Annotated in this window: 20 protein-coding genes and 1 pseudogene; 13 read left to right on the forward strand and 8 right to left on the reverse strand. The window is 71.6% G+C overall.

Translation table 11 applies throughout. The annotated features are described in order from the left end of the window. Positions 1-172 precede the first annotated feature (172 nt). On the forward strand, positions 173-2,299 hold the full coding sequence (locus ACWEQG_RS26750; RefSeq protein WP_452288759.1) for a tetratricopeptide repeat protein: 2,127 nt from the start codon (positions 173-175) through the stop codon (positions 2,297-2,299). Positions 2,300-2,541: 242 nt separating this feature from the next. On the opposite strand, the pseudogene ACWEQG_RS26755 reads toward ACWEQG_RS26750, so the two are convergent. Beyond that, positions 2,542-5,698, reverse strand: a pseudogene (locus ACWEQG_RS26755) (Tn3 family transposase). A gap of 277 nt (positions 5,699-5,975) precedes the next feature. Here ACWEQG_RS26755 and ACWEQG_RS26760 point away from each other — a divergent pair. Then, a complete protein-coding gene (locus tag ACWEQG_RS26760) occupies positions 5,976-6,890 on the forward strand; it encodes an SDR family oxidoreductase (RefSeq protein ID WP_452288761.1) in 915 nt (304 codons plus the stop codon). Here the strand turns inward: ACWEQG_RS26760 and ACWEQG_RS26765 are convergent. Next, positions 6,881-8,032 carry a helix-turn-helix transcriptional regulator gene (locus tag ACWEQG_RS26765; protein ID WP_452288763.1) on the reverse strand — a complete coding sequence of 384 codons (1,152 nt, stop codon included), beginning with the start codon at positions 8,030-8,032 and terminating at the stop codon, positions 6,881-6,883. The two genes, ACWEQG_RS26760 and ACWEQG_RS26765, sit on opposite strands and share 10 nt — an antisense overlap. Positions 8,033-8,437: 405 nt before the next feature. On the opposite strand from ACWEQG_RS26765, the gene rox reads away from it, so the two are divergent. The 4 genes from rox (at position 8,438) to ACWEQG_RS26785 (ending at position 12,956) form a co-directional block, all read left to right on the forward strand. Further along, on the forward strand, positions 8,438-9,862 hold the full coding sequence (gene rox, locus ACWEQG_RS26770; protein ID WP_452289161.1) for a rifampin monooxygenase: 1,425 nt from the start codon (positions 8,438-8,440) through the stop codon (positions 9,860-9,862). 312 nt (positions 9,863-10,174) lie between these two features. Then, positions 10,175-11,380, forward strand: coding sequence for a tryptophan synthase subunit beta (gene trpB, locus ACWEQG_RS26775; protein WP_452288765.1), 1,206 nt, complete (start codon positions 10,175-10,177; stop codon positions 11,378-11,380). After that, positions 11,377-12,192 (forward strand): tryptophan synthase subunit alpha, encoded by an 816-nt coding sequence (trpA, locus tag ACWEQG_RS26780; RefSeq protein WP_452288767.1) that lies wholly within the window; start codon positions 11,377-11,379, stop codon positions 12,190-12,192. Before trpB ends, trpA begins: the two co-directional genes overlap by 4 nt. After that, positions 12,189-12,956 (forward strand): GntR family transcriptional regulator, encoded by a 768-nt coding sequence (locus tag ACWEQG_RS26785; protein WP_452288769.1) that lies wholly within the window; start codon positions 12,189-12,191, stop codon positions 12,954-12,956. Before trpA ends, ACWEQG_RS26785 begins: the two co-directional genes overlap by 4 nt. A 79-nt stretch (positions 12,957-13,035) precedes the next feature. On the opposite strand, the gene ACWEQG_RS26790 is transcribed toward ACWEQG_RS26785, so the two are convergent. Next, a complete protein-coding gene (locus ACWEQG_RS26790) occupies positions 13,036-14,238 on the reverse strand; it encodes an ATP-binding protein (RefSeq protein WP_452288770.1) in 1,203 nt (400 codons plus the stop codon). 166 nt (positions 14,239-14,404) lie between these two features. Then, a complete protein-coding gene (locus tag ACWEQG_RS26795) occupies positions 14,405-15,799 on the reverse strand; it encodes an MFS transporter (RefSeq protein WP_452288772.1) in 1,395 nt (464 codons plus the stop codon). A gap of 123 nt (positions 15,800-15,922) precedes the next feature. On the opposite strand from ACWEQG_RS26795, the gene ACWEQG_RS26800 reads away from it, so the two are divergent. Then, positions 15,923-16,852 carry a LysR family transcriptional regulator gene (locus tag ACWEQG_RS26800; RefSeq protein WP_452288774.1) on the forward strand — a complete coding sequence of 310 codons (930 nt, stop codon included), beginning with the start codon at positions 15,923-15,925 and terminating at the stop codon, positions 16,850-16,852. Here ACWEQG_RS26800 and ACWEQG_RS26805 read toward each other — a convergent pair. Both ACWEQG_RS26805 and ACWEQG_RS26810 read right to left on the reverse strand, forming a co-directional pair. Continuing rightward, positions 16,809-18,233, reverse strand: a complete 1,425-nt coding sequence (locus ACWEQG_RS26805; RefSeq protein WP_452289162.1) for a DHA2 family efflux MFS transporter permease subunit — start codon at positions 18,231-18,233, stop codon at positions 16,809-16,811. The genes ACWEQG_RS26800 and ACWEQG_RS26805 overlap by 44 nt on opposite strands. Further along, positions 18,233-18,811: an NADPH-dependent FMN reductase gene (locus ACWEQG_RS26810; RefSeq protein ID WP_452288775.1), complete on the reverse strand. Its 579-nt coding sequence runs from the start codon at positions 18,809-18,811 to the stop codon at positions 18,233-18,235. The genes ACWEQG_RS26805 and ACWEQG_RS26810 overlap by 1 nt, the downstream gene beginning before the upstream one ends. A gap of 67 nt (positions 18,812-18,878) precedes the next feature. On the opposite strand from ACWEQG_RS26810, the gene ACWEQG_RS26815 reads away from it, so the two are divergent. Further along, positions 18,879-19,562 carry a TetR/AcrR family transcriptional regulator gene (locus tag ACWEQG_RS26815; RefSeq protein WP_452288777.1) on the forward strand — a complete coding sequence of 228 codons (684 nt, stop codon included), beginning with the start codon at positions 18,879-18,881 and terminating at the stop codon, positions 19,560-19,562. Between the two features lie 109 nt (positions 19,563-19,671). Here ACWEQG_RS26815 and ACWEQG_RS26820 read toward each other — a convergent pair whose 3' ends face one another. Both ACWEQG_RS26820 and ACWEQG_RS26825 read right to left on the reverse strand, forming a co-directional pair. Next, positions 19,672-20,616 (reverse strand): FAD-dependent oxidoreductase, encoded by a 945-nt coding sequence (locus ACWEQG_RS26820; RefSeq protein ID WP_452288778.1) that lies wholly within the window; start codon positions 20,614-20,616, stop codon positions 19,672-19,674. Then, positions 20,558-20,845, reverse strand: coding sequence for an NAD(P)-binding protein (locus ACWEQG_RS26825; protein ID WP_452288780.1), 288 nt, complete (start codon positions 20,843-20,845; stop codon positions 20,558-20,560). The genes ACWEQG_RS26820 and ACWEQG_RS26825 overlap by 59 nt, the downstream gene beginning before the upstream one ends. Before the next feature lie 53 nt (positions 20,846-20,898). Here ACWEQG_RS26825 and ACWEQG_RS26830 point away from each other — a divergent pair, with 53 nt between their 5' ends. The 5 genes from ACWEQG_RS26830 (at position 20,899) to ACWEQG_RS26850 (ending at position 26,072) form a co-directional block, all read left to right on the forward strand. Continuing rightward, a complete protein-coding gene (locus ACWEQG_RS26830) occupies positions 20,899-21,591 on the forward strand; it encodes a TetR/AcrR family transcriptional regulator (protein ID WP_452288782.1) in 693 nt (230 codons plus the stop codon). Between the two features lie 38 nt (positions 21,592-21,629). After that, entirely contained in the window at positions 21,630-22,079 is a 450-nt protein-coding gene (locus ACWEQG_RS26835; RefSeq protein WP_452288784.1) for a helix-turn-helix transcriptional regulator, read from the forward strand. A 5-nt stretch (positions 22,080-22,084) separates the two neighbouring features. After that, positions 22,085-22,495, forward strand: coding sequence for a VOC family protein (locus ACWEQG_RS26840; RefSeq protein WP_452288786.1), 411 nt, complete (start codon positions 22,085-22,087; stop codon positions 22,493-22,495). A 149-nt stretch (positions 22,496-22,644) separates the two neighbouring features. Next, entirely contained in the window at positions 22,645-25,029 is a 2,385-nt protein-coding gene (locus ACWEQG_RS26845; protein WP_452288787.1) for an ATP-binding cassette domain-containing protein, read from the forward strand. A 146-nt stretch (positions 25,030-25,175) separates the two neighbouring features. Beyond that, positions 25,176-26,072 carry an alpha/beta fold hydrolase gene (locus tag ACWEQG_RS26850; RefSeq protein ID WP_452288789.1) on the forward strand — a complete coding sequence of 299 codons (897 nt, stop codon included), beginning with the start codon at positions 25,176-25,178 and terminating at the stop codon, positions 26,070-26,072.

Genomic DNA, 26,072 nt, shown 5'->3' on the forward strand with positions numbered 1-26,072 from the left:
GGCGGGTGTTCCGGTTGAGGATCCCTAAACGGAACAGAGGAAGCTCTTCCGCTTCGCAGCCTGAGCTTCCCTTTCCCTTTCGCCAGATAGCGGCTCCCCGGCGCCTGGCTCGCCTCCCGCACCATCCCCGAGCCGCACCCGGAGGAGAGCGATGCCCTGAGATGATGGCCGCATGAACGTCACCAGGGCCCGGCGGTGGGGTCTGACGGTCGCGGGCGTCGCGGTGACAGTGGCCGGCGGGGTGGCGACCAACAAGGTGGACGGCCCCGGATGGGCCCAGATCTCCTGGTACGCGGGGGCGATGCTGTGCCTGGTGCTTGGCCCCTGGCTGACGCTCAAGGGCTCGGCCCGCCCGGCGGCGGCCCCACCCGCGTCGCGCGAGGCGGGCGCCTCGCGCGTCGTCGGGAACATCCCGCGGGCTCCGGCGGCCTGGCAGCCGCGGGCCGAGCCGATGGCGGCGCTCGAAGGGGCGGGCGCGTCGAGCCGGTCGGTGTCGGTGTCGGTGCTCACCGGGCCTCGCGGGGCGGGCAAGACCCAGCTCGCGGCCGCCTACGCGCGCGCCTGCGCTGAGCGGGAGTGGCCGCTGGTCGCCTGGGTGCACGCGGAGAGCCGTGGCCTGCTCGTGTCGGGCCTGGACACGGTCGCCCGCGCCATCGGGATCGCCGTGCCTGAGGAGGATGCCGAACACGGCGCGCAGCGGCTGAAGGACTGGCTCGAGGCGCGCCGGGAGAGGTGCCTGGTGGTGTTGGACAACCTGGTCGACGCCGAGGTCGCGGTCCCGTGGCTGCCCGCCGTGGGCGCCGCGCAGGTCGTCGTCACCAGCACCCGGCGCGCGGTGGAGGTCCTGGGCGCGGCTGTCCCGGTGGGGATGTTCACGCCGGAGGAGGCGGTGGCGTTCCTGCGCGAGCGCTCCGGCCGCCGGGACGAGGAGGGGGCGCGCCGCCTGGCCGCCGAGCTCGACGGGCTGCCGCTGGCGCTGGCCCAGGCGGCCGCGGTGATCCGCGGTCAGGGCCTCGACTACGCGACCTACCTGGAACGGCTGCGGTCAGTGCCGCTGGAGACGATGCTGCCGCCGATCCCGGCCGACGGCTACTCGCACGGCGCTGCGCAGGCCGCCCTGCTGTCGCTGAACCGGCTGGGCAGGCGGCGCAAGACGCGGACCGAGCGGGGGCTGCTGGACCTGCTGGCGGTGCTGTCCCCTGACGGGGTTCCCCGGTCGTGGCTGCGCCGCGCCAACACCTACATGGCGCTGGTGTGGTTCAAGGGTGACGCCTCGCTCCAGATCGACGCCGCGCTCGGGGTGCTGGGCGACAGCTCGCTGATCACCATGAGCGTGGACGGGTCGACCGTCGGGATGCACCGGGTGCTGCAGCGCGTGGTCTGCGACGTGGCGCGCCAGAAAGGGCGGCTGGACCAGGTGCTGCTGAGTGCGGCGGCGCTGGTCGCGGCGTGCGCGCCGGGGAGTGCGGGGGCCTCCGCCGATCGCGAGGCGTTCGTCGACCAGGTGGAGGCGCTCCGCCGCCACGCCTTCCAGGAAGGTGTCAAGGAGGGGACGACGACGTTCATCATGACGCTGCAAGGGCGGGCGGGCGAGTATCTGGAGGACGCCTTCGACCCGAAGCGGGCCGCCGCGCTGTACGAACATGCCCTGGACGGCCTCGAACGCGTCCTCGGCCCGGACCACTACGACACGCTCCTCGCCCGCAGCCTCCTCGGCAACGCCCTGAACGAATCCGGTGACGTCGCTGCGGCGGTCCCGCTGCTGGAGCGGGCTGCCGCCGACTTCGAGCGGATGCAGGGTCCCGATCACCCCGACAGCCTCGCCGCGTACAGCGCTCTCGCCCGTGCCTACCAGTCCGCGGGCGATCTGCGGCGCGCCATCCCGCTGTTGGAGCGTGCCCTCGCCGACTACGAGCGGGTGCTCGGCCCCGACGACCGCAACAGCATCGTCAGCCACAACGAACTGGCCCGCGCCCTGGTGCAGGCGGGTCAGCCGGAACGCGCGATCGAGCTGCATGAGAAGGCCCTCGCGGCGCTGACCCGCGTCCTCGGCCCGGACCACCGTGACACCCTGTTGACTCGGGTGGAGTTAGCCAGGGCCCACGCGCGGGCTGGCGACCCCGGCCGGGCCATCGACCTGTTCAAGCAGAGCATCGCGGACATGGTGCTGCACGGGCCGGACGATCCGGTTATCCAGCTCGCCCGGGAGGAGCTCGCGAAGCTGTCAGGGGAGCAAGTGGCGGGCGGTGAAGCCGAGGACGGCCGCGGCGGGAGCGAGGGCCACGACGCGGCCGGGTAGCGGCGCGCGCAGCTCCGTCGTCGGGCGGTACGGGTCCCGGTAGCGCGCCGCCGACGCAACCTGACGCGTGTCCCCGTGGGGCCATCGGTTTGCCAGGGCTCGCTTTTACGCCGACCACGACAAATGGCGATCCCAGAATCACGCCATCAAGCGATCCAAGTGGAGAAAAGGCGAGAAGGGGTGGCACCCCGGGAATGGACCACACTCCGGGAGCCGGTGGGCCCCCGCGAGGCCGGGAGGCCTTACGCCCCTTCCTCCTCCAGATCGCCGGTGTCGGGGAAGTCGGTCAGGTCGGGGACCTCGCCGAGCTGGCGCAGTCCTTCGACCGGCGTGGAGGAGGAGATGGAGTAGCGGCCCAGGACGTTGAGATGGGCGTGGCCGAGCGGGGACAGCCGGGCGGCATCCTCGTCCTTGACCGGGACGCCGTCGGCGCGCAGCCGGTCGACCGCGGCCGACAGATACTTCGAGTTCCACAGCGCGACCGCGTTGACGACCAGGCCCAGGGCTGCTAGTTGATCTTCTTGTCCTTCCCGGTAGGCCTTGCGGATCTGGCCGCCTGCGCCGTGGCAGATCTTGCGGGCGAGCCGGTGCCGGGACTCCTGGACGGTGAGCTGTTTGTTCAGCTTGCGCCGGTAGGTGTCGTCGATCGGGTCCAAGATGCTGAGCAGGTGCAGGGTCTTGTCGATGCGGCCGTACTCGGCGAACGCCTGCCCGAGCGGGGTGGGCCGTCCATTCCGGGCGAACATGCGCAGCAGGTCGTAGGCGCGGACCTGGTTGGTCACCAGGGACCCGGCGACCCGGGTCATGTCCGACCATTGGGTGAGAATCTTCTGTCGATTGATCTTGTTACGGGCGATCGCCTCCAACGGCCCATAGTCGGCCGGGGTGGTGCTGCCGGGCACCTCCGCGCGCCAGAACCGCTGGTCGCCCAGGTCGGCGAAGCGGGGCGCGAACCGGTAGCCGAGCATGGAGAAGATCCCGAACACCGTGTCCGAATCGGACGCTTGGTCGGTCGTGACGACCTCGGGCTGCGGCCCGGCGTCGATGTTGATCAGGGTGTCCAGGATGAACAGCGAGTCGCGCGGCGTGCCGGGCACGACCATCTGCCCGATCCCCATCACCTGATCATTGACGGCGTTCAAGAGCGTCACACCGCGCTTGTACCCGAAATATTTGGGCGACGGGGCGGCGTTGATCGTCTGCACCGGGACGACGAACCGCAGCCCATCGACCGAGGCCAGCAGCCCGCCGCCCCACAACTGCACGATCGGCACGCCGCGCTGGGCCTCGATCAGGATCGCGTTCGCCGCGGCGTGTGTCTCGGCCCGCACGTAGTTCTGGTCGACGTGCGAGAGCCGGCCGCGGGTCAGCGCCTCGTCCCCATCCTTGATCACCGGGGTGAGGCCGACGTTGCAGGCCTCGCTGATCAGTAGCGCGACCAGGGACCGGGGCAGGTCGTGCATGCGGGTGGAGATGTCGGCCAGGTGCACGTAGGCGTCCAGGAACCCGGTCCAGGAGTGCACCTCCAGCAGTAGCTCGGGCAGGTCGATGCGCGGCAGCATGGCCTGGCAGGCCGCGCGCACCCATTTCAGCGACGGGCTCTCGCCCAGCGCGCCGAGCTTCTCCACCGACAACCGGGCATGCCCATCCGGCGGGGTGACCACCCGGACCAGGGCGTCGTCCCCGGCTTCTTCGAGCCGGCCGGCCATCTGCTTCCATGCCGCGTCCAGCGCCAGCTGCCTGGCGTCCAGATGCGCCTCGACCGGGTCGGTGAGCGACAGGGAGGCGAGCACCTCCTCGCTGATCGCCTCCCACGCCTTGCCGTCCAGCAGGTGGGCGCGCGGGTCGGCCCACCGCAGCGACGGCGCGGCGAACACGTCCCGCACCTGCAGTGCCCGAAACAGCCCCTCCAGGACACAGACCACATACGCGTCACGGTCCACCGCGCCCTTGGGCAGGCCGGGGCTGGCGAACACCGGCCGCTTCCAGGCGGCCGTCACCAGGGAAGCGTCGATCTCCTTCGGCAGGAGCGGCTTGCGGGAGACGTGCCGGCGCGTCAGCTCCGGCAGAGCGCGCACCGCGGCCAGGACCTTGCGGCCACCGGCCGCCGTGCCCAGCGCCTTCGACTCGCCCAGCAGCTTTAAGAACGGGCGGACGGTGTTGTACTTGTCGACCAGCGCGGCGCGCAGCGCCGCCTCGGCCGCGCCGTCGTCGTCGGGCACGAGCTCCTCGACCTGTTCCAGCGCCGCCAGCACCTGATCCTTGCTCGCCCCAGCCTCGGCGATGACGGCCGTCCACAGCGCCGCGGGGTCCAGGTCGGCGCCTGCCTCGGCGACCAGGTCGAGCTGCTCGATGAGCACCCGGCCCGCCCGCGACAGCAGCCGGGATGCCTTCTCCAGCTTGGGCAGCATCGCCAGCCGGTCGCCCGAGGACTTGCGGCGCGCCGGAGAGATCAGGCGCGAGGCCATCAGCAGCGCGAACAGATCGAGCGCGTCGTCGATCGCCTCGGCCTCCAGCGACCGGGTCACGGCCAGCATTGTCGCGGTCTTCCTCGGCTCGTTCAGACGGGCCAGCAGCGGCGCCTTGCTGCCCGCCCCATATTTGGCGAGCGTCTTCATCCGCCGGACCGGCACCTTGTCCACGCGCACCCGCCCCAGCCGGAACCGGGCGATGTCGTCCACCCGCTGCAGCGCCCGCGCCATCTCCGTGCCCGACTGCCGCTTGGGCGCCTGCCGCAGCCGCTCGAGCTCCGACATCCGCGCCCCCGCGGGAACCACCAGCAGCCCCGACAACTCCCGTCGCAACGCCGGATCGGCGCGCTCCACCTGACGCGCCACCGTCGCGTACAGGCGCTCATCGGCCTGCTCCCGGACGCTGGCCACCAGGCGTTCCAGCACCGTCACCCCGGGCAGCAGCACCCGATGCCTGCGCAGCCACGCCACCGACTGATCGAACAACGCCGTCGGCCCCTCGGCATGCGTCCACGCCCGGCCGTGCAGGAACGTCCGGAATCGCCTCGCCAGCACCCGCCCCTCCCACGATTCGTGATCATCGGTAGCCGTAGGCGTCCCGGATCATCCACGCGTGCTCATACGCCGTCTTCAGCCGCTCGCCGTACTTCTTGACCTGCGAGGGATCGCCGATCCCCAATTGCTCGGCCAGATAGTCCACCACCGGCCACGGCACCGCCAGCGGGTCCTCCAGGAACAGACCTTTGTACCGGACCGTCCCGATCTGGACGGCCACGCCCAGGCGATGTGAGTCCTGGCGCGACTTGGCGATCACATCGCGATCGAATGCGTCCAGGAAGAAGAACTTCTCCAGGTCCGACAGCGACGGCAGTTCCTCGAACGCCGTGTACGCCCTGACCTGGTCATCAGACAAAAACCCCACAGGCATGGGCGACAACGGTAGAGACGTCAATGATCACCGTCAAAGCGACGATCACGCCAGATGCCCGAATCTCGTAGCCGAGACGATCAAACACCGAAACCGGGCGTCACACTCCGCTCAAGATCTTTCTCAGCGCCAACCGCTGTTCCTGGGTTCCTCAACCCCGGTGCTGCGGAATGTGCGGAGGTGCCGCCCGCGCCGTGTTCTCGGTGGAAAGCCGCGACCCGCTTGTCCCGGGAAAGTCTGACGTCGTTTGTCAGGTATTTCTGTGAGCATTCCTGCCATGGAGAAAGCACTGACAGGGAAGGTCGCCCTGGTCGCGGGGGCGACACGGGGTGCGGGCCGGGGCATTGCCGTCGAGCTGGGCACAGCGGGGGCCACGGTCTACGTGACGGGGCGCAGTACGCGAGAACACCGCTCGGAGATGGACCGGGCGGAGACGATCGAGGAGACCGCCGATCTCGTGACCGCTGCCGGCGGTCAGGGGATCGCCATCCAGGTGGATCACCTGCAGAAGGACCAGGTGGAGTCCCTCATCCAGCGAATCGACCGGGAGCACGGGCGGCTGGACATCCTCGTCAACAACGTCTGGGGCGGCGAGCTGCTCTTCGGGTGGAACGAGAAGGTGTGGGAGCACTCGCTCGACAAGGGTCTGCGCATCCTGCGCCTCGCGATCGACACCCACATCATCACCAGCCACTACGCTCTGCCGCTGATGATCCGGGAACCGGGCGGTCTGGTCGTCGAGGTCACCGACGGCACCACCGCCTACAACGCGGAGAACTACCGCATCTCCCTGTTCTACGACCTGGCCAAGACCTCGGTGAACCGCTTGGCGTTCGCGCAGTCGAAGGAGCTGGCGCCGTACGGGGCGACCGCCGTTTCCCTGACTCCGGGCTGGATGCGCTCGGAGATCATGCTGGAGGTGTACGGGGTCACGGAGGCGACCTGGCGCGACGCGCTGGACAAAGAACCGCATTTCGTCATCTCGGAAACGCCTGCCTATGTGGGGCGTGCGGTCGCGGCACTCGCGGCCGACCCCGAGGTCGCGCGGTGGAACGGGCAGTCGCTGTCGAGCGGGCAGCTCGCCGGTGTCTACGGCTTCACCGACGTGGACGGCAGCCGGCCCGACGCGTGGCGCTACGTCGTCGAGGTCCAAGACGCCGGCAAGCCTGCCGACGCGACGGGTTACCGCTGACCGCGGTACATCCGGGCGAGCCGGTCCGCCGCCTCCGCCATGCGGGTGCGCAGTTGCGGAGGGTCGAGCACCTCCACCTCCGGGCCGAGCCGTAGCAGCGTGTCATAGGCGACGTCGAGGGATTCGACGGGCAGCAGCGTGGTCACCCGTCCCTGCCCGTCGGGCCTCCCGGCGGCTTTGTGCGCCTGCTCGAAGGCGGGTGGTTCGACGGCGAACCGCAACATTCGCATCCCTCTCGGACTCAGCCGAATGGTGACGTGCTCAGCCAGCAACGAGGCGACGAACTGTGCGGTGTGCTCCGCCCAGAAGCCGGGCAGATCGAAGGACTCATCACGGTCGAACGGTGTCTGGGCCGACTCGACGGCAGCGATCCGGTCCACACGGTAGGTCCGGTAGTCCCGGCGCACCCGGGCCACGAGGTACCAGACACCCGCCTTGAGCACGAGTCCGTATGGGTGCACCGTACGGGACACCTCGTGGCCGTTCTCCCGGCCCCGGCGGTAGCGCAGCTCGACGGCCTGGTCCCGCCAGACCGCCTGGGCCAGGTCGGCCAGGAGCGGCGGCGGATCGGCGGCGGCGAACCAGCCGGGAACGTCCAGATGAAACCGTTGCCCGGCCCGCGCCGGGGCGTCGTGCAACGCGGCGGGCAGCGCCGCGATCACCTTCAGCCGCGCACCGGCGACGGCATCGGCCAGCCCCATCTCCTGGGCCGGACCCGGCAGTCCGGAGAGGAACAGCGCCTCGGCCTCCGTGCGGCTCAGCCCGGTCAACCGGGTCCGGTAGCCGCCGATCAGGCGGTAGCCGCCGTTTCGCCCTTGCTCGGCGTAGACCGGTACGCCCGCCGCCGAGAGCGCAAGCACGTCCCGGTACACCGTTCGCTCGGACACTTCCAACTCGCGTGCGAGTTCCGCGGCCGTCATCACCTCACGGGATTGGAGCAGCAACACCAAGGAGATCAGCCGAGATACGCGCATCCCCTCATCTTGTGAGATGAGCGCAGCCGGTACTCGTCCGGGCCGGCTGAACCGGCAGCCGCACCCGGCGCACAACACCTCCACCCGCGTCGAACGGCCGGTGGCGGCAAGCCGAGCCCCGTGAGCTGCTTCGACGGCATTGACCGCTCGGTCGCTGCGCGACAGCATCGCCGCGGATCAGACCACCGGCCGTGACCGGGACCAGCCGGACGGTCACGCCGGACTCGCGCTGCGACGCGGGCGTGTCCGCAGTCGTGAGCCGATGGCTGGTAAATGGCTCGACGGGATGACGCTCGGGCTTGTAGCTTGCAGTCGATCGTGACACCGCCCGAGGAGGTGAGACCCATGAACGCTGTATCGAAGTGGGTGCTCCCCCTTCCCGTCATGGTCGGGCGATTGACGTAGGTGTCGCCGGGAGCGCCTCGCCGACAAGGCACTCCCCGAAAGGCAACACCTATGAGTTCTCAGTTCACCGCCGAGCCGTCGCCGAACGACATGGCCGAGCGGGACTTCACCTCGGGCGACGTCCCCGGACTTCGGCCGCCGTCCTCCGGCGCCGATCGCGCGCCCCTCATGTTCGACGTGATCATCGCCGGGTGCGGGCCGACCGGCGCGATGCTGGCCGCCGAGCTGCGGCTGCACGACGTGCGGGTGCTCGTCCTGGAGAAGGAGACCGAGCCCAAGTCGTTCATCCGCATAGTCGGTCTGCACATCCGCAGTCTCGAGCTGATGGCGATGCGCGGGCTGCTGGATCGCCTTCTCCCGCACGGAAGACGGCGACCGGCCGCCGGTTTCTTCGCCGCCATCCCCAAACCCGCGCCCAAGGGCCTGGACTCCCCGTACGCCTATCTTCTGGGCATCCCGCAGCCGGTCATCGAGCGTCTGCTCGAAGAGTACGCGATCGAACTGGGCGCACAGGTCCGGCGCGGTTGCGCGGTCACCGGTTTCGAGCAGGACGACGAGGGGGTGACCGTCGAGCTGGCCGGCGGGGAACAGCTGCGTTCGCGCTACCTCGTCGGCTGTGACGGCGGGCGCAGTACGGTGCGCAAACTGCTCGGTGTCGGCTTCCCCGGCGAGCCCTCACGGACCGAGACGCTGATGGGCGAGATGGAAGTGGGCGTGCCGCAGGAGGAGATCGCCGCCACGATGAGCGAGATCCGCGAGACCCATCGGCGATTCTGGCTCAGGCCCTTCGGCGGAGGGATCTACAGCGTCGTAGTCCCCGCCGCGGGAGTCGGCGATCGCGGGCAGCCGCCTACCCTGGAGGATTTCAAACAGCAGTTGCGCACCATCGCCGGAACCGATTTCGGCGTGCACTCCCCGCGCTGGTTGTCCCGCTTCGGGGATGCCACCCGGCTGGCCGAACGGTACCGGGTCGGGCGGGTGCTGCTGGCCGGCGATGCGGCACACATCCATCCGCCCATCGGGGGACAGGGACTCAACCTGGGCGTTCAGGACGCGTTCAACCTCGGCTGGAAACTGGCCGCGCAGATTCGCGGCTGGGCGCCGGAAACACTGCTGGACACCTACCAGGCCGAACGTCATCCCGTCGCCGAGGACGTGCTGGACAACACCCGCGCACAGATGGAACTGCTGTCCGCCGAGCCGGGCCCGCAGGCCGTGCGCAGGCTGCTCACCGAACTGATGGACTTCGACGAGGTGAACCGCCATCTGACCGAGAAGATCACCGCGACCGCCATTCGGTACGACTTCGGTGACGGCCCCGACCTGCTCGGCCGCCGCCTGCACGACCTCGACGTGAAGCAGGGCCGCCTCTACGGTCTGCTGCACGGCGGCCGCGGCCTGCTGCTGGACCGTACCGAACGCTTGACCGTCGGCGGCTGGTCGGACCGGGTCGACCACCTCGCGGATCCGTCTGCGGCACTGGATGTTCCGTGCGTCCTGCTGCGCCCCGACGGCCACGTCGCCTGGATCGGCGACGATCAGCGGGAGCTGGACGACCATCTGTTCCGCTGGTTCGGCAAGCCCGCCGACTGATCCCCCCTGCAGCCGCGGCGGCCCAGCCCGGCGAACGCGCGGTCGCGGCCGAGCCGCGGCCGCGCGGAGCGCCGTCGAGCCGCCGGACCGACCGGCCGCCGCGAGCGCAGGAAGGCCACCTCTGCCGGTCCCCGGCCGGCATCGCCTGAGTTCACGCCAGGTGGCCTCGGACGCGTGAAGCGTGCGGTGAACGGCGGGGATGAGGCGGACGACGTCGCTGCGGACCGCCAGAAGGTGGCGCGTCCACGCCGTCCGTGCCACACTCGCTGTTATAGAACTCTGTTGGGAGTTATAGAACGATAGGAGAGTGGCATGCGAGACGTGCTGCCGTGGCGTGAGCCGGCCCCGCCGGACGGGACGATGGGCGAACCCAGAGCGCGCGGCCGGTTCGGCGAGTACGGCGGACGGTACGCCCCGGAGTCCCTGGTGGAGGCGTGCCGCGAGGTGGAGGAGGCGTTCCGGGAGGCATGGGCGGATCCGGGGTTCCGTGCCGCCCTCGCGCGGCTGCTCGCCGTGCACGCCGGGCGGCCGACTCCGCTCACACCGGCCCACCGGCTGTCGGACGCGCTGGGCGTGCGGCTGTACCTCAAGCGCGAGGATCTCACCCACACCGGTTCCCACAAGATCAATAACGTGCTGGGCCAGGCCCTGCTGGCCACCCGCATGGGACGGCGGAGACTGATCGCCGAGACGGGGGCGGGCCAGCACGGGGTGGCCACCGCGACCGCCGCCGCGCTGCTCGGGCTGGAGGCCACGGTCTTCATGGGCGAGCGCGACATCGAGCGGCAGGCGCTGAACGTCTTCCGCATGCGCATGCTGGGAGCCGAGGTCGTCCCGGTCACCGCGGGCAGCCGTACTCTCAAGGACGCGACCAGCGAGGCCATGCGGCACTGGGTGGGCGCGACCGGCGACTCGCACTACTGCATCGGCTCGGTCGTCGGGCCTGACCCGTACCCCTGGATGGTCAGGGAGTTCCAGCGGATCATCGGCGACGAGGCCCGCGGGCAGTGCGCCGCCGAGCTGCGGACCGGCGTGCCGGACTACGTGGTCGCGTGTGTCGGCGGCGGCTCCAACGCGGCCGGCACGTTCGCCGGATTCGCCGACACCCGGGCGCGCCTGGTCGGGGTCGAGGCGGAGGGCGGCGCCGGGGCGACCCGCGGCCGACTCGGCGTCATGCACGGCTGCCGCTCGCTGTTCCTGCAGGACGACGACGGGCAGATCACCCAGGCGCACTCCATCGCCGCCGGGCTCGACTATCCGGGGGTCGGCCCGGAGCACGCTCACCTGCGTGACCTGGGCCGGGCCCGCTACGTCGCGGTGACCGACGAGGAGGCGGCCGCCGCGGCGGTACGGCTGGCGCGCACCGAAGGCATCGTCCCGGCGCTCGAATCGGCGCACGCCCTGGCCTGGGTGATCCGCGCAGCGGGCGACGGCGAGCTGCCCTCGGGATCGACGGTGCTGATGACGCTGTCCGGCCGCGGCGACAAGGACGTCTCGACCCTCAAGGAGCTGCTGTGACGGACCTCACCCTGACCGCGGGAGCGGTCGAACGCCACCTGCGTGCCCGCCGGGACACCGGACGTGGCCTGCTCATGCCGTACGTCACCGGAGGGATCACGCCCGGGTGGACGGACTACCTGCGGGCGTTCGCCGACGCCGGGGCGGACGCGATCGAGGTCGGCCTGCCCTTCTCCGACCCCACGCTGGACGGCGTCACCATCCAGCAGGCGAGCGACACGGCACTGGCCCGGGGGGCGAGCACCCGCCGGATCCTCGCCGACCTGTCCGGCGTGCCGGACCTGGGCGTGCCGCTCGTGGCCAGCACCTACTACAACCTCGTGCTGCACGACGGCCCCGAGGCGTTCTGCGCCGCGTTGCGCGGGGCCGGCGTCGGCGGCCTGATCGTGCCCGACCTGCCCGTGCACGAGGCGGACGAGCTGACGGACGTGGCCGCCGCCGCGGGCATCGAACTGGTCCTGCTGGCGTCGCCGGCGACGCCGCAGCCACGGCTGGCGGAGATCGCGGACCGTAGTCGCGGCTTCGTCTACGCGGTGTCGGTGATGGGCACCACCGGTGAGCGGGCCGCCCTCGCCGCCTCGGCGGCGGAGCTCACCGAGCGGATCAGACGCGTCTCGGACCGGCCGGTCTTGCTAGGATTTGGCATTTCCACTCCGGACCAGGCACGCGAAGCCCGCCGGCACGCCGACGGCGTCGTGGTCGGCGCCGCGGTGATGCGGCGGGTGCTCGACGGGGCCGGGCCGGACGACCTGCGGGCCTTCCTCGCGCCCCTGCGGCAGGCCCTCGACCAGGAGTGTGACCGACCACGATGACCCCCGACGGGACCCCCGACGCCGGGCACGAGGCGAGATACCGCGCCATCGCCGCCGACCTCGCCGCGAAGATCCGGTCGGGGCACTACGCTCCCGGTGAGGCCCTGCCGCCGCAACGGGAGCTGAGCGCCTCCTACGGGGTGACCCTCATGACGCTGCGCCAGGCGTTGCGGCAGCTCAGCGACGAGAGGCTGATCGTGCAGCAGCCCGGCAAGGGCACGTTCGTCGCCCCGCCCCATCTGGCGTACCAGCTCGACTCGCTCCGCAGCCTGGTCGACGACCTGCGTAAACAGGGCCACGAGGTGCGTACGGCGGTGGCCGGGCGGGCGGTGCGCCGGGCCCCCGCACGGATCGTCGCGGAGCTGCGGCTGCGTCCCGGCGACACCGCCCTGCGGCTGGAGCGGGTCCGCGAGTTCGCGGGACGTCCCGCCGTGCACCAGGTGTCCTGGGTCCGCCGGCCGGTGGCCGACCGGATCCGCGACCGCGACTTCACCGCCGTCTCCCTCTACACGGCCCTCGCCGACGCGGGCGTGACGGTCGCCCGGGCGTCCGAGGTGGTCCGGCCCGGTCTGCTCGACCCCGCCGCCGCCCGTCATCTCCTCGAGCCGCCGGGCAGCCCGGTGCTCGTCAGCAGCCGGATCACCTACACGCTCGACGCCACGCCCGTGGTGTCCGACCACGCCACCATCCTCGGCAGCATGATGGAGATCCGCACCGAACGCGCCGCCACCGGTATCTCTCTCACCTGGGGCGCCACCAGCTGAGGACGCAGTACGGCCGACGCGTCCGGCCGCCGTCACGGGAAGTGGCCGAGTTGATCGCGCACGCCTTCTCGCGGAAGCGTCACTTCGTGGCGAGGGGCAGGCGCAGGACGAGACGGGCCCCGTCGCGGTGATCGGCGGCGTACAGCCGGCCGCCGTGCTCCTGGGCGATCTCCCGCGCGATGGACAGGCCGAGCCCGGACCCGCCCGGATCCCGCAGCCGGGCCTCCTCCCGCCGGTAACGGCGCTCGAAGACGCGTTCGCGGTCCTCCGGCGGGATGCCGGGGCCGTCGTCGAGGACCTCCAGGACGGCGTCGGGCGGGTCGGCGGCGACGACGATCTCGATCGTGGTGTTCGTGTGCCGTTCGGCGTTGGTCATCAGGTTGCTCAGCAGACGGGCCAGGCGGATCGCCGACGCGCGCACGCACACGTGCGGGTCGAGGCGGGTGAGGACGGAGGCGCCCGGGGTGCGACGGTCGAGTTCTTCCGTGACGAACTCGGCGAGGTCGATCAGACGGTCGTTCTCATGGGTCTCGGTGTCCAGCCGGGCCAGGTCGAGCAGGTCCGCCACGATGTCGTTGAGCCGTTCCGCGTCGCGCAGCAGTTTGCGCAACAGCCGCTGCAGATCGCAGCCGGGTTCGGACAGCGCGACCTCCAGCTCCGTCAGCAGGCCCGTGAGGGGATTGCGCAGGTCGTGGGAGGCGTCGTAGACCAGCCGCCGCTGCCGCTCGATCGCCTCGCGCAGAGCCGAGGTCGTCTCGCGCTGCTCCCGGTGCGCCTGCCTGAGCTGGTCGTTGAGGGCCTGCAACTGCAGGGCCAGGGAGTCCGCCCTTCCCTCCTGCTCGCCGCCGGCGCCGGAGCGCCGCAGCGCGAGGACGAAGTCGGTGACCTCCTCGATGGTGAGAACGATCCACCGGACCTCGCCGTGCGGACCGAGTATGGGGTTGAGGATCGTGCTCCAGTACCGCTCCTCGAACACTTCGGGCCGGTCCGCCACCTGGATGTCGTACCTCTGGAGCGGGATGAAGTCGCGTCGGCGGGTGGTCAGCACCTGTTCCAGGGAGGTTCGCAGCATCTGCGCCCCCTGCTGCTCGGAGTCCTCCGAAGCGGCGGGATTGGGCGGGAAGACGTCGAAGACACCGCGGTTCAGAACCGCCTCGCGGTCGCGCCCGCTGACCTTCAGGAAGACGTCGTTCACGTCGACCATGACGAAATCGGGGGTCAGCACCGCGGCCGGGGCCTGACCGGCCCGGAACACCGCCCCGTAGTCGATTTCTGGCCTCATGCCCACGGTGCCTATCCGCACCAGTCTTCCAGCCCCCGCAGTCGGCATGACTCCCGGCCGCCCACGCCACGCGGCCGTGCACTCTCCCATGCCCCCGAGGACGCGTGTCAACGGACAAAGGCACCGAAGCGGTGACGGGAAAGCAGATGAAGCAGGCCCGCAGCCATCACGAGGACCGTCCATCGCCTCCGCCGACCGGCGTCCGGGCCGTCCGGGCGACGGCGGCGGCCGCCACGGCGCAGACCACGGCGGGCACGATCAGCGCGTACGCCGCGCCACTGTGCCCCCCGGGCACGCCGAGGGTCATGAACGCGCCGGTCACGGCGACGCCGATCGTCGCGCCGCACTGCCGGGCCGCGTTCAGCAGCCCACCGGCCGCGCCGGCGGCGCCTGCGGGGGTCACGGTCACGACCAGGGTGGCCAGCGCGGGCAGCGCGAACGACACACCGAAGCCGGTGGCCACCAGCCCGGCCAGCAGGAACGGATAGGAGGCCCCGGCCCAGACGGCCGCGCCGAACGCGAGCCCGCCGGCCGTGAGCAGGCCGAGCCCCGCCAGCACCGGCGGCCGGGGCCCGGACCTGGCGACGATCCTGCCGGTCAGCAGCGGATTGACGGCGAAGGGCAGCGTCATGGGCAGCAGCGCCACCCCGATGCCCCCCGGCGTCAGGCCGAGCGCCTGCTGGAGGAGCAGCGGCAGCACGAACAGCACGCCGCTCATCGCGAAGTTGACCGCCGCGCCCGCCAGCAGCGCGGCGGGGATGCCGGGGACGCTCAGCACCGCGGGCTCCAGGACCGGCGCCCGGCCGCGCCGCTCCCGTACGGCGAAGGCGCACACCGCGAGCGCCGTCGTGCCCGCCGACCAGGCGGCGTGGACGAGGGCGCGGGCGCCGAGCGCGATCAGGGTGTCGGTCAGCAGCGCCACCACGGCGCAGGCCAGGGCCTGGGCGGCCCAGTCGATACGCCGGTCGCCGCGCGGGCAGCGCACGGCCGGCGTGAGTGTGAGCGTGAGCGTGACGGCGGCGAGCGGCACGTTGATCAGGAAGATCGCCCGCCAGCCCGCCAGGTCGGTGAGCGCCCCGCCGGCCACCGGACCGGCGACCAGCGCCGCGCCGCTGGTCGCCGCCCAGACGGCCACCGCCCTGGCCCGCTCGGCGGGCACCGGGTACAACCGGGCGATCATGGCCATCGACGCCGGGACACAGCCCGCGGCGGCCAGGCCGAGCAGCGCCCGCAGCCCGACGAGCGCCCACAAAGACGGCGCGAACGCGCTCAGCAGGCTGCCCAGGCCGAAGGCGGCGACGGCCATCCGGAACACGCGGTGCGCGCCGTACCGGTCGGCCACCGACCCGGCGGTCAGCAGCGACGCGCCGAACACGAGGGTGTAGCCGGTCACGGCCCACTGCAGCCCCGCGACACCCGCGCCGCCGAAGGAACGGGCGAGGCCGGGTTCGGCGACCGACAGCACGGTGGTGTCGAGCAGCACCATGAAGTAGCCGAGCGCGATCCCGGCCAGCGCGCGGGCTCGGGCGGGGGCCGCCGGGGGAGAGGCGGTGATCGTCATGAGAATCTCCAGGACAGTGGACAACCTGGGCCTCACTGTGGAGCGGGCCGCCGTGCGGCTCCACCGGCCCGGCCGCAGGCCGCGTTCGGAATAACCGAACTCTCCGGACCGGTTCGGTCTGGCGTGGAACTGCGGCAGTTGCGCACCTTCGAGGCGGTCGTGACCCATCGGACGGTCACCGACGCCGCCGTCGCCCTGGATCTCGCGCCGTCCTCGGTGTCGGAGCAGATCAGGTCCTTGGAACGGGACCTCGGGGTCGTGCTGTTCGAGCGGGGTCCCCGGGGGATGCGCCCGACCGCGGCGGGCGAGCGCCTGCGCGGCTGGGCGCGCCGCCTGCTCGACCAGGCCGACCAGGCCCGGCGTGACGTCGCCGGGGCCCGCCCGGTGCTGCGGCTCGGCGCCCTGGAGACGATCGCGGCCGTGCACGTGCCCGCGGTTCTCGCCCGGCTGGCCGAGCGCCGTCCCGACCTCGTGGTCGAGGTGCAGTCGGACGGCGTCCGCGACCGCCTCCTGGAGGCGGTCGCCGCCGCGGATCTCGACGCGGCGCTGCTCCTCGACACGGGGGACGACCTGGGCGGGCTCGGCTTCGGCGCGCCGGGCGCGCCACTGGCCTTCCTCGACCTCGACCCCGTGCCGCTCGCGCTGGTCGCCGCGCCGGAGCACCCGCTGGCCGCCGCATCCCGCCTGCGCAGGGAGGACCTGTACGGCCAGCGGCTGCTGGTCAACGTGCCCGCCTGCTCCCTGTGGCTGGCGGGGGAGCGCCTGCTGGGCGACCGGGTGGAGCGGGTGCGGGCCGGCGGTGTGCCGGTCATGCGGGCGTGGGCCGAGCGCGGCCTCGGGATCAGCCTGCTGCCGTGGTTCGCGGTCGCCGACCGGGTCGCCGCCGGCGCCCTCGCCCGGCTCGCGTTCGACGTGCCGGGCCTCAGCCTGCGCCTGGTGTGGCGGGCCGACCGCGAGGGCCTTCCCGGGATGCGCGAGATCCTGTACGCGAGCGCCGCCTCCGAGGCGGTCAGCGTCCCTCCGCCCGCCGATCACGGCGCTGCGCGGCGGTGAGCCAGGCCGCCGCGGCGAGGCCGAGCACAGAGGCGGCGGTGAGCCACCAGAAGGCGACGTGGAAAGCGTCCCGCACGCCGTGAGGCAGCCGGGCGGTGAGCACCATCGCGAACACGGTCCCGCCGAGCGCGCCGCCCAGCCGTTGCAGGATGTTGACCTGCGTCGTGGCGTCCGCGAGCTGCTCGGGGGCGACCGCCTGATAGGCCGCGATGCCGGCCGGCGTCACGGCGGCCGCGAGGGCCATGCCGCGCAGCAGCAGCAGGCCTTCCACCACGAACGCGTTCATGTCCGTGTCGAGCAGCGCGAACGGCACGGTGGTGGCCACGGCGGCGAGGCCGCCGTACACGCTGACGATGCCTCCGCCGAAGCGGTCCACGAGCCGGCCGCTGACCGGCAGGAGCAGGGCGGTGCCGAGGCCGAGCGGAATCAGCGCCAGCCCGGTCTCCGTCACCCCGGCGTCCCGGCCGACCTGGAAGTACAGCGGGAACAGCAGTGTGGCGCCGAACATCGCAGCGCCGGTGAGCGCGGCGGTCGCCGTGGCGGCGGCGTACGCCGGTTTGGCGAACAGCCGCAGGTCGAGCACCGGGTGGGTGGTACGGCGCGCGTGCCAGGCGAACGCGCCGAGCGCGAGGGCGCCGGCGGCGACCGGGCCGAGCGCGCCGCCGAATCCGCTCGAGGACGCGCCGCGCTCGCCCCAGGCGCTCAGGCCGTAGATCACGAGCGGGACTCCGGCGGCGACGAGCAGCAGCCCCGGCCAGTCGAGACGGCCGGGCCGCACGGACGGCCGCTCGCGTGGCACGTGACGCAGGCCGAGACACAGGCCGAGCGCGCCGAGGGGGAGGTTGACCAGGAACAACCACTGCCAGGAGCCGATGTGCAGGAGGAGGCCGCCGAAGGCCGGGCCGAGCGCGGGCGCGAGCGTGACCGCGATGCCGAGGGTCGCCATCACGCGGCCGAGGCGGTGGGTGCCGACCGCCTGGCCGAGCACGGTCTGCCCGGCGGGCAGAAGCAGTCCGGCGGTGAGCCCCTGCACGACGCGGAACGCGACCAGCCAGCCGATATCGCCCGCGAACGCGCACAACCCGGAGGAGAGGGTGAAACCGGCGAGTGAGGCGAGCCAGACCGGCCCGGCGCCGTACCGCCGCCCGAGCCAGCCGCACGCGGGCAGCGACAGGCTCAAGGCGATCAGGTACGCGTTCGCCACCCATTGGGCGTCGTCCAGGCCGGCACGCAGATCCATCGCGATCGTGTCGAGGCCGACGTTGACGACCGAGGTGTCGAGCTGACTCATGAACGCGCCGAACGCGATCACCAGGGCGAGTCGCCAGACGGGCCACGGTATGGGCGCGTCGGCGGCCCTCGCGCGGGCGGGGGCGGCCATCACGCGGCGGCCGGACGACGGAGGACCCGCAGCGCAGCGCCCCAGGCGGTGAGCTGGTCGAGCAGGACGTCCAGCTCCCGATCGCGCCCGGGTCCGGGAGTGAAGTCCTCGCCGTCGAAGTCCGCCGCCAGCGACAGCGCCACCTGCGCCCGGACGTCGGCGACCTGCAGCTCGCCCATGACCACGCGGAGGTGCTCGACCGCGCGGGCGCCGCCCGCGTCGATGCCGTAGCTGACGAAACCGGCGGCCTTGTTGTGCCACTCCCGGTACAGGTAGTCGATGGCGTTCTTCAGCGGGCCGGGGATCGACCGGTTGTACTCGGGGGTCACGAAGACGTACGCGTCGAAGCGCGCGATCGCGTCCGCCCACGCCTTGGTGTGCGGCCTGTCGTACCGTCCGTAGGCGGCGGGCCAGGGCTCGTCCAGCACCGGCAGGTCGAAGTCGGCGATGTCGACGACCTCGGCCGCGAGGCCCGTGCGGCGCGCGGCACGCTCGTGCACCCAGCGTGCGACGGCCTCGCCCCGGCGCCCCGGCCGGACGCTTCCCACGATGACGGCGAGAGTGAGTTCCGGCTGCATGACGTCCCCTCCAGAGGTAAAGTAAACCGTGTACGGCAGAAAATAGCGTAACCCTGGCGGAGGACAAGTGGACGGGTCAGATCGGCCGGATGCTCCGAGGCGTGGACGGCCGGCCAAGAACGAGGCCATCACCCGGGCCGCCCGCGCGGTCTTCGGCCGCGACGGGTACGCCCGCACCACCACCGACGCCATCGCCCGCGAGGCGGGCGTCTCGACCCGCACGCTCTACAAGCATTTCGGCAGCAAGGAGCGATTGTTCTCGGTCGTGCTCGCCGAGAGCGCGACCCGGGTCGCCGACGCCTTCGCCGAGTACGTCGAGCGCGGGCTGCGCGAGGCCGCCGGGCCGCAGGAACGGCTCGTCGCCGTCGGGCGCGCGCTGGTCGCCCATCGCGTCGACTTCCCCGAGCACTTCGCACTCGTGCAGATGATCAACGTGGAGGGTCCGCACTTCCCCCGCCACCTGCTGGAGGAGTGGCAGGAGGCCGGACCGCTGCGCGTACGGGGCGAGGTCGCCCGCCGTCTGGGGGAGCTGGCCTCCGAGGGCCTGCTCCGGATCGAGGACCCGCAGCGTACGGCGCTGCACTTCATCGCCCTGGCGACGTTCGAGGCCTCCACCCGGTCCGCCGAGGGACCGCTCACCGGCGAGCAGATCACGGAGATGGTGACCGCAGGCGTACGGGCCTTCCTGGACGGTTACCGCAGGACGGAGGGCCGGGCGGCAGGCGATCCGGCGCCGGCCGGGCGGCGGTGAGCCGGGCCGTCCACGGAGATCAGTGCCCGGCCTCGGGAGCGAGCGCGCCAAGCCCGGCGTCGCCGGTGCTCTTTCTCCTAGGTCGTGTCTGACAGACACTCCCTAGCCGTCAGGAGGGCTGGACTTCGTCGAAGAGGGCGAGGGCCGCGGCGGGGTCCGGGCTGACGAGACGTTCCAGACCGGCCGTCGTCATCTCCGCCCACCTGCCGGCCCGTGCCCACATCCGTTCCTCGAAAGCGCGGACGGCCTCGTCCAGATCGCCGGGGCCGGGGGCGGCGGCGACGGCCTCGGCGAGTTCGGCGCCTTCCAGCATCGCGAGGTTCGCGCCCACCCCCAAGGGGGGCATCAGGTGGGCGGCGTCGCCCAGCAGCGTCACCCCGGGAACGTGGGTCCAGGTGTGGGGCGCGGGCAGGACGTAGAGGGGTCGGTGCGCGAAAGCGGTGCCGCGGCGGAGGAGGTCGAGGACGGGAGCGGCCCAGCCGTCGAACAGCGCCAGCAGGCTTGATCGCACGGCCTCGCCGTCGGCCAGGTCCAGGCCCGCGTCCGGGCCCATATGCCGGTCCAGGTTCGTGTGCCAGTCCAGGTTCGTGTGCCAGTCCAGCGGCGCGCGGAACTGGGCGTACACCTTGACGTGGCCGCCGCTGTTGCGCTGGGCGGCGAGGTTGCGGTTCACGCCGTACACCGCCACGGAACCGTCGCCGATCAGCCGGGCGAGGTCGGGGTGGCGGGTGTCCACGTCGTCCAGGGAGGTCTCGATTAGGGTGACGCCGGTGTAGTACGGCGTCGCGGACGAGACCGCCGGGCGCACCCGGGACCAGGCGCCGTCCGCGCCGACCACGAGGTCGAACATCTCCTGTCGTCCGTCCGCGAAACGGACCAGCACGCCATCCCGGGTCCCCGGCACCACCTCCGTCACGCCCCGCCCCCACTGCACGTCCAGAGGACCGAGCAGCAGGTCACGGAGTTGCCCGCGGTCGATCTCGGGATTGGCCCGGTCACCCGGGCGGGCCTGCCAGTCGCGCAGGACGGTCCCGTCGGCGTCCAGGATGCGCATGGCCTGCCCCTCGGGACGGGACAGCGCCTCGAACTCCGCCAGCAGCCCCGCCTTGCCCAGCGCGAGCTGGCCCAGCCCTTCGTGCAGGTCGAGCGAGCCCCCCCGGGGGACGGGCGTCGGGAGCGGGATCGCGTTCGAGGACGGTGACGCGGTGATCGTGCCGGTGCAGGACACGGGCGAAGGTAAGACCGGCGGGGCCGGCCCCGACCACGGCGATGCGATGTCTCATGTCGATACACTGTATTTTCCTGATACGCCGTATCGCAACAGTACGATGTATCCATGACTGTGTGGGACCGGCCGGAGCCGCCGACTCGCCCCGCGCCGCTCGACCGGAGGCGACTGGTCGCCGCCGCCATCGCGCTGGCCGACGAGGGCGGGCTGGAGGCCGTGTCGTTGCGCAAGGTCGCCGCGCGGCTGGACGTCGGCCCGATGCGGCTGTACGGGTACATCTCCACCAAGGAGGAGCTGTTCGACCTCATGGTGGACGAGGTCCACGCCGAGATCCTCCCCGAGGAACGGCCCGGCGACTGGCGTAAGGCGTTGCACACCCTCGCCCACCGCACCAGGCGGGCCGCTCTCCGGCACGAATGGCTGGCCGACCTGCTCGGCGGCCGTCCGGCCCTCGGCCCGAACGCCCTCGCCGTGACCGAGGCCACGCTGGCCTCCTTCGACGGCGTCGCCGACCTCGAGACCGTCACGCGCGCCGTGGAGACCGTCAGCGCCTACTTCACCGGCGCGATCCGGCGCGAGATCGCGAACCTGCGGGCCGAGCGCGCCACAGGACTGTCCGACCGCGACTGGCAGCGCGCCTCCGGCCCGCATGTGATGAGGATGCTGGCCACGGGCCGCTTCCCGGCGCTGGCCCAGTTCGTGCACTACGGCGTCGAGGTGGACGCCGAGGTGTCGTTCGCGACCGGCCTGGACTGGGTCCTCGACGCCGTGGCCGCCAAACTCGCCCGGCCGCCGGCGTGACGCTCAGGATTGTCGGTGGCGCGACATACGCTTCTCGGGTGAGCAGCAGACCCGCATCAGAGCAGCACCTGCGCGACCTCGCGCTGCTGCGCCGCGTCCGTGACCGGATCGACCGGGAGTACGCCCGGCCGCTGAACGTCGAGGCGCTCGCCCGTGGCGTGAACATGTCGGCCGGGCACCTCAGCCGGCAGTTCCGGCTCGCCTACGGCGAGTCGCCGTACGGGTATCTGATGACGCGGCGGATCGAGCGCGCGATGGCGCTGCTGCGCCGCGGCGACCTGAGCGTCACCGAGGTCTGCTTCGCGGTCGGCTGCTCGTCACTGGGCACCTTCAGCACCCGCTTCACCGAGCTGGTCGGTGTGCCGCCCAGCACCTATCGGCGGCAGGCCGGGAGCGCGACGGCCGGAATGCCCTCATGTGTGACGAAAAAAGTGACCAGACCGGTCAGAAACCGAGAAGCGCGGCTCGCCCAGCCGCAGCTAGCGTGACCGCCATGGACGTGACCATCCAATCGGCCTTCCTCCCGCACGACGACCCGGACGCGGCCCTGGCCTTCTACCGGGACACTCTCGGCTTCGAGGTCCGGGGCGACGTCGGATACGGCGGGATGCGCTGGATCACGGTCGGCCCTCCCGGCCAGCCCGGCACGTCGATCGTCCTGCATCCGCCGGCCGCCGACCCCGGCATCACCGACGAGGAGCGCCGCACCATCGCCGAGATGATGGCCAAGGGCACCTACGCCATGATCGTCCTGGCCACCGAAGACCTCGACGGCGTCTTCGATCGGCTGCGGGCCCGCGGCGCCGAGGTCGTGCAGGAGCCGACCGAGCAGCCGTACGGGGTCCGCGACTGCGCCGTCCGCGATCCCGCCGGCAACATGATCCGCATCAGCGAACGGCGCTGAGCCGGCCACGCCGCACCGCCGGTTCCGCGGTTGCCCGCATGGGCGAAGAGAACCAGACGTACCGCTCGAAGCTGGTTGGATCGAGGCCGGCGACGCCGGCGGAGACCGCGAAGGCGGCCCCGCCTGAACACATGGAGAACACGATAAGCATGGTCACGAGGACGGACGAGCAGTCCCCCGAGCTGCACGTTGCCGACACCCACGATCTGATTCGCGTGTACGGCGCGCGCGAGAACAACCTCAAGGACGTCAGCATCGAGATCCCGAAGCGCCGGCTGACGGTGTTCACCGGTGTCTCGGGCTCGGGCAAGAGCTCGCTGGTGTTCGCCACGATCGCCGCCGAATCGCAGCGGCTGATCAACGAGACCTACTCCGCGTTCGTGCAGGGCTTCATGCCGTCGCTGTCGCGTCCCGAGGTCGACGTGCTCGACGGGCTGACGACCGCGATCGTCGTCGACCAGGAGCGGATGGGCCCCAACCCCCGCTCGACCGTCGGCACCGTCACCGACGCCAACGCGATGCTGCGCATCCTGTTCAGCCGGCTCGGTCAGCCGCACATCGGCTCGCCCCAGGCGTTCTCCTTCAACGTCGCCTCGATCAGCGGAGCGGGCGCGGTCAAACTCGAGCGCGGCGGCAAGACCGTGAAGGAGCGGCGCGAGTTCACCATCACCGGCGGTATGTGCCCGCGCTGCGAGGGCATGGGCCGGACCTCCGACATCGACCTGTCCCAGCTGTACGACGACTCCAAGTCGCTCAACGAGGGCGCGCTCACCATCCCCGGCTACAGCGTCGACGGCTGGTACGGCCGCATCTTCACCGGCTCCGGTTTCTTCGATCCGGACAAGCCGATCCGCGAGTTCACCAAGAAGGAACTCCACGACCTGCTCCACAAGGAGCCGACCAAGATCAAGGTCGACAACATCAACCTCACCTACGAGGGCCTGATCCCGCGGATCCAGAAGTCGATGCTGTCCAAGGACAAGGAGGCGCTGCAGCCGCACGTCCGGGCGTTCGTGGAGCGTGCGGTCGCGTTCATGACCTGCCCCGAGTGTGAGGGCACCCGGCTCAACGAGGGCGCCCGGTCCTCCAAGATCAAGGGGATCAGCATCGCCGACGCCTGCGCGATGCAGATCAGCGACCTGGCCGTCTGGGTCCGCGGCCTCGACGAGCCGTCGGTCGCGCCGCTGCTGTCCACGTTGCGGCAGCTCCTCGACTCGTTCGTGGAGATCGGGCTGGGCTACCTGTCGCTCGACCGGGCGTCGGGCACGCTGTCGGGCGGCGAGGCGCAGCGGGTCAAGATGATCCGCCACCTCGGCTCCTCGCTCACCGACATCACCTACGTCTTCGACGAGCCCACGACCGGCCTGCACCCCCATGACATCCAGCGGATGAACGACCTGCTGCTGCGGCTGCGGGACAAGGGCAACACGGTGCTGGTCGTGGAGCACAAGCCAGAGATGATCGCCATCGCCGACCACGTCGTCGACCTCGGCCCCGGCGCCGGCACGGCGGGCGGCACCGTCTGCTTCGAGGGGACCGTCGAGGGCCTGCGGACCAGTGGCACCGTCACCGGCCGTCACTTCGACGACCGGGCCGCCCTGAAGGAGACGGTGCGCACGCCCACCGGCACGCTGCAGATCCGCGGCGCGAAAGCCAACAACCTGCGCGACGTCGACGTCGACATCCCGCTCGGAGCGCTCGTCGTGGTCACCGGAGTCGCCGGTTCCGGCAAGAGCTCGCTCATCCACGGGTCGATCCCGGCCGGCGCGGGGGTGGTGTCGGTCGACCAGGGCGGCATCCGCGGCTCGCGGCGGAGCAACCCGGCGACGTACACCGGGCTGCTCGACCCGATCCGTAAGGCGTTCGCGAAGGCGAACGGCGTGAAGCCGGCGCTGTTCAGCGCCAACTCCGAGGGTGCCTGCCCCACCTGCAACGGCGCCGGTGTCGTCTACACCGACCTCGCGATGATGGCCGGCGTCTCCACCACATGTGAGGAGTGCGAGGGGAAGCGGTTCCAGGCATCGGTGCTGGAGCACCACCTCGGGGGGCGCGACATCAGCGAGGTGCTCGCGATGCCGGTGACCGAGGCCCAGGAGTTCTTCGGCTCCGGCGAGGCGCGCACCCCGGCCGCGCGTGCCATCCTCGACCGGCTCGCCGACGTCGGGCTCGGCTACATCACCCTCGGCCAGCCGCTGACCACGCTGTCCGGCGGCGAGCGGCAGCGGCTCAAGCTGGCCACCCACATGGCCGACAAGGGCGGGATCTACGTCCTCGACGAGCCGACCGCCGGCCTTCACCTCGCCGACGTCGAGCAGCTGCTCGGGCTGCTGGACCGGCTGGTCGACGCCGGCAAGTCGGTCATCGTCATCGAGCACCACCAGGCGGTGATGGCGCACGCCGACTGGATCATCGACCTCGGCCCCGGCGCGGGTCACGACGGCGGCCGGATCGTCTTCGAGGGCACCCCGGCCGACCTCGTCGCCGCCCGCTCCACCCTCACCGGCCAGCACCTCGCGGCCTACGTCGGCGCCTGACCCGGCCCACCCGCGCGGGCGTACGGGCAGGGCCCGTCGCCCTCGGCCCCTGCCCATCGGAGCAGGGGCCGGCGGTGACCACGGGCGGGCGTCACGTCGCCGCGCCGCTTGACCCTGACGCTGGGTCAATCTCTCAGCATGGGGGCATGACCACGAAAACCGGTGCGACCGAGGTCGCCGGACTGCGGACGTCGTACGGCGAGCACGACGATGGAGAGCGGGCCGAGAGGGGCGACAGGACGACGCGGCATTTCACGATCCACCACGACGGCGTCACGATCCCGGTGTCCCGTGACGGCCGGGGACGACCGCTGGTCCTGTGCCCCGGTCTGAACTCGACACAGGCCGACCTGCAGGAGCTGGCCGAGCTGCTGCGGCACGACCACGAGGTGGTGACATTCGACCTGCGCGGCCACGGCCTCGCCTCGGCCGCCGACCGGTACTCCTTCGAAGCCTTCCTCGGCGATCTCGCCGCGGTGATGGCGGAGCTGGGAAACCTCGGCCTGTCCGCGGCGCCCGTGCTGGTGGGCTACTCGCTGGGCGCTGACCTGGCCGTGCACTACGCCTCCGAGCATCCCGGCGCCGTCGCCGAGCTCGTGCTCATCGACGGGGCGAACCCGGTGTCCGAACCGTTCATCACCGAGGCCGTCCTGCCGGAGTTCCGCGCCATGTGGGAGGATCTGTCGGCGCGGCAGGAGGCCGAGCGGGGCACTGCCCGTCAGGTGTCGCTCACCGCCCGGGAGATTGTCGACCTGAACCTCGAGATCGACGTGATTCGGTCCGAGATCCTCGACCGATACGAAGAGATCGACCGGCCCATCACAATGATCATGTCGACCTCGATGGCCGGCGAGAGCGGCGAAGGGCACGCGCCGCGGTTCAACCGGATCTGGCGTGCAGGCGTCGAGCGGCTTGTCCGAGAGCACCCGCACGTCACCACCACATGGCTCGACGCCGACCATCGGCTGGTCTTCACCCATGCCCCGCGGATCGCCCAGATCATTCGTGGTACGGAAGGCCCACCCGGCCAGGCGACATCGTGA

It is taken from the genome of Microbispora sp. NPDC004025 (assembly GCF_053604425.1).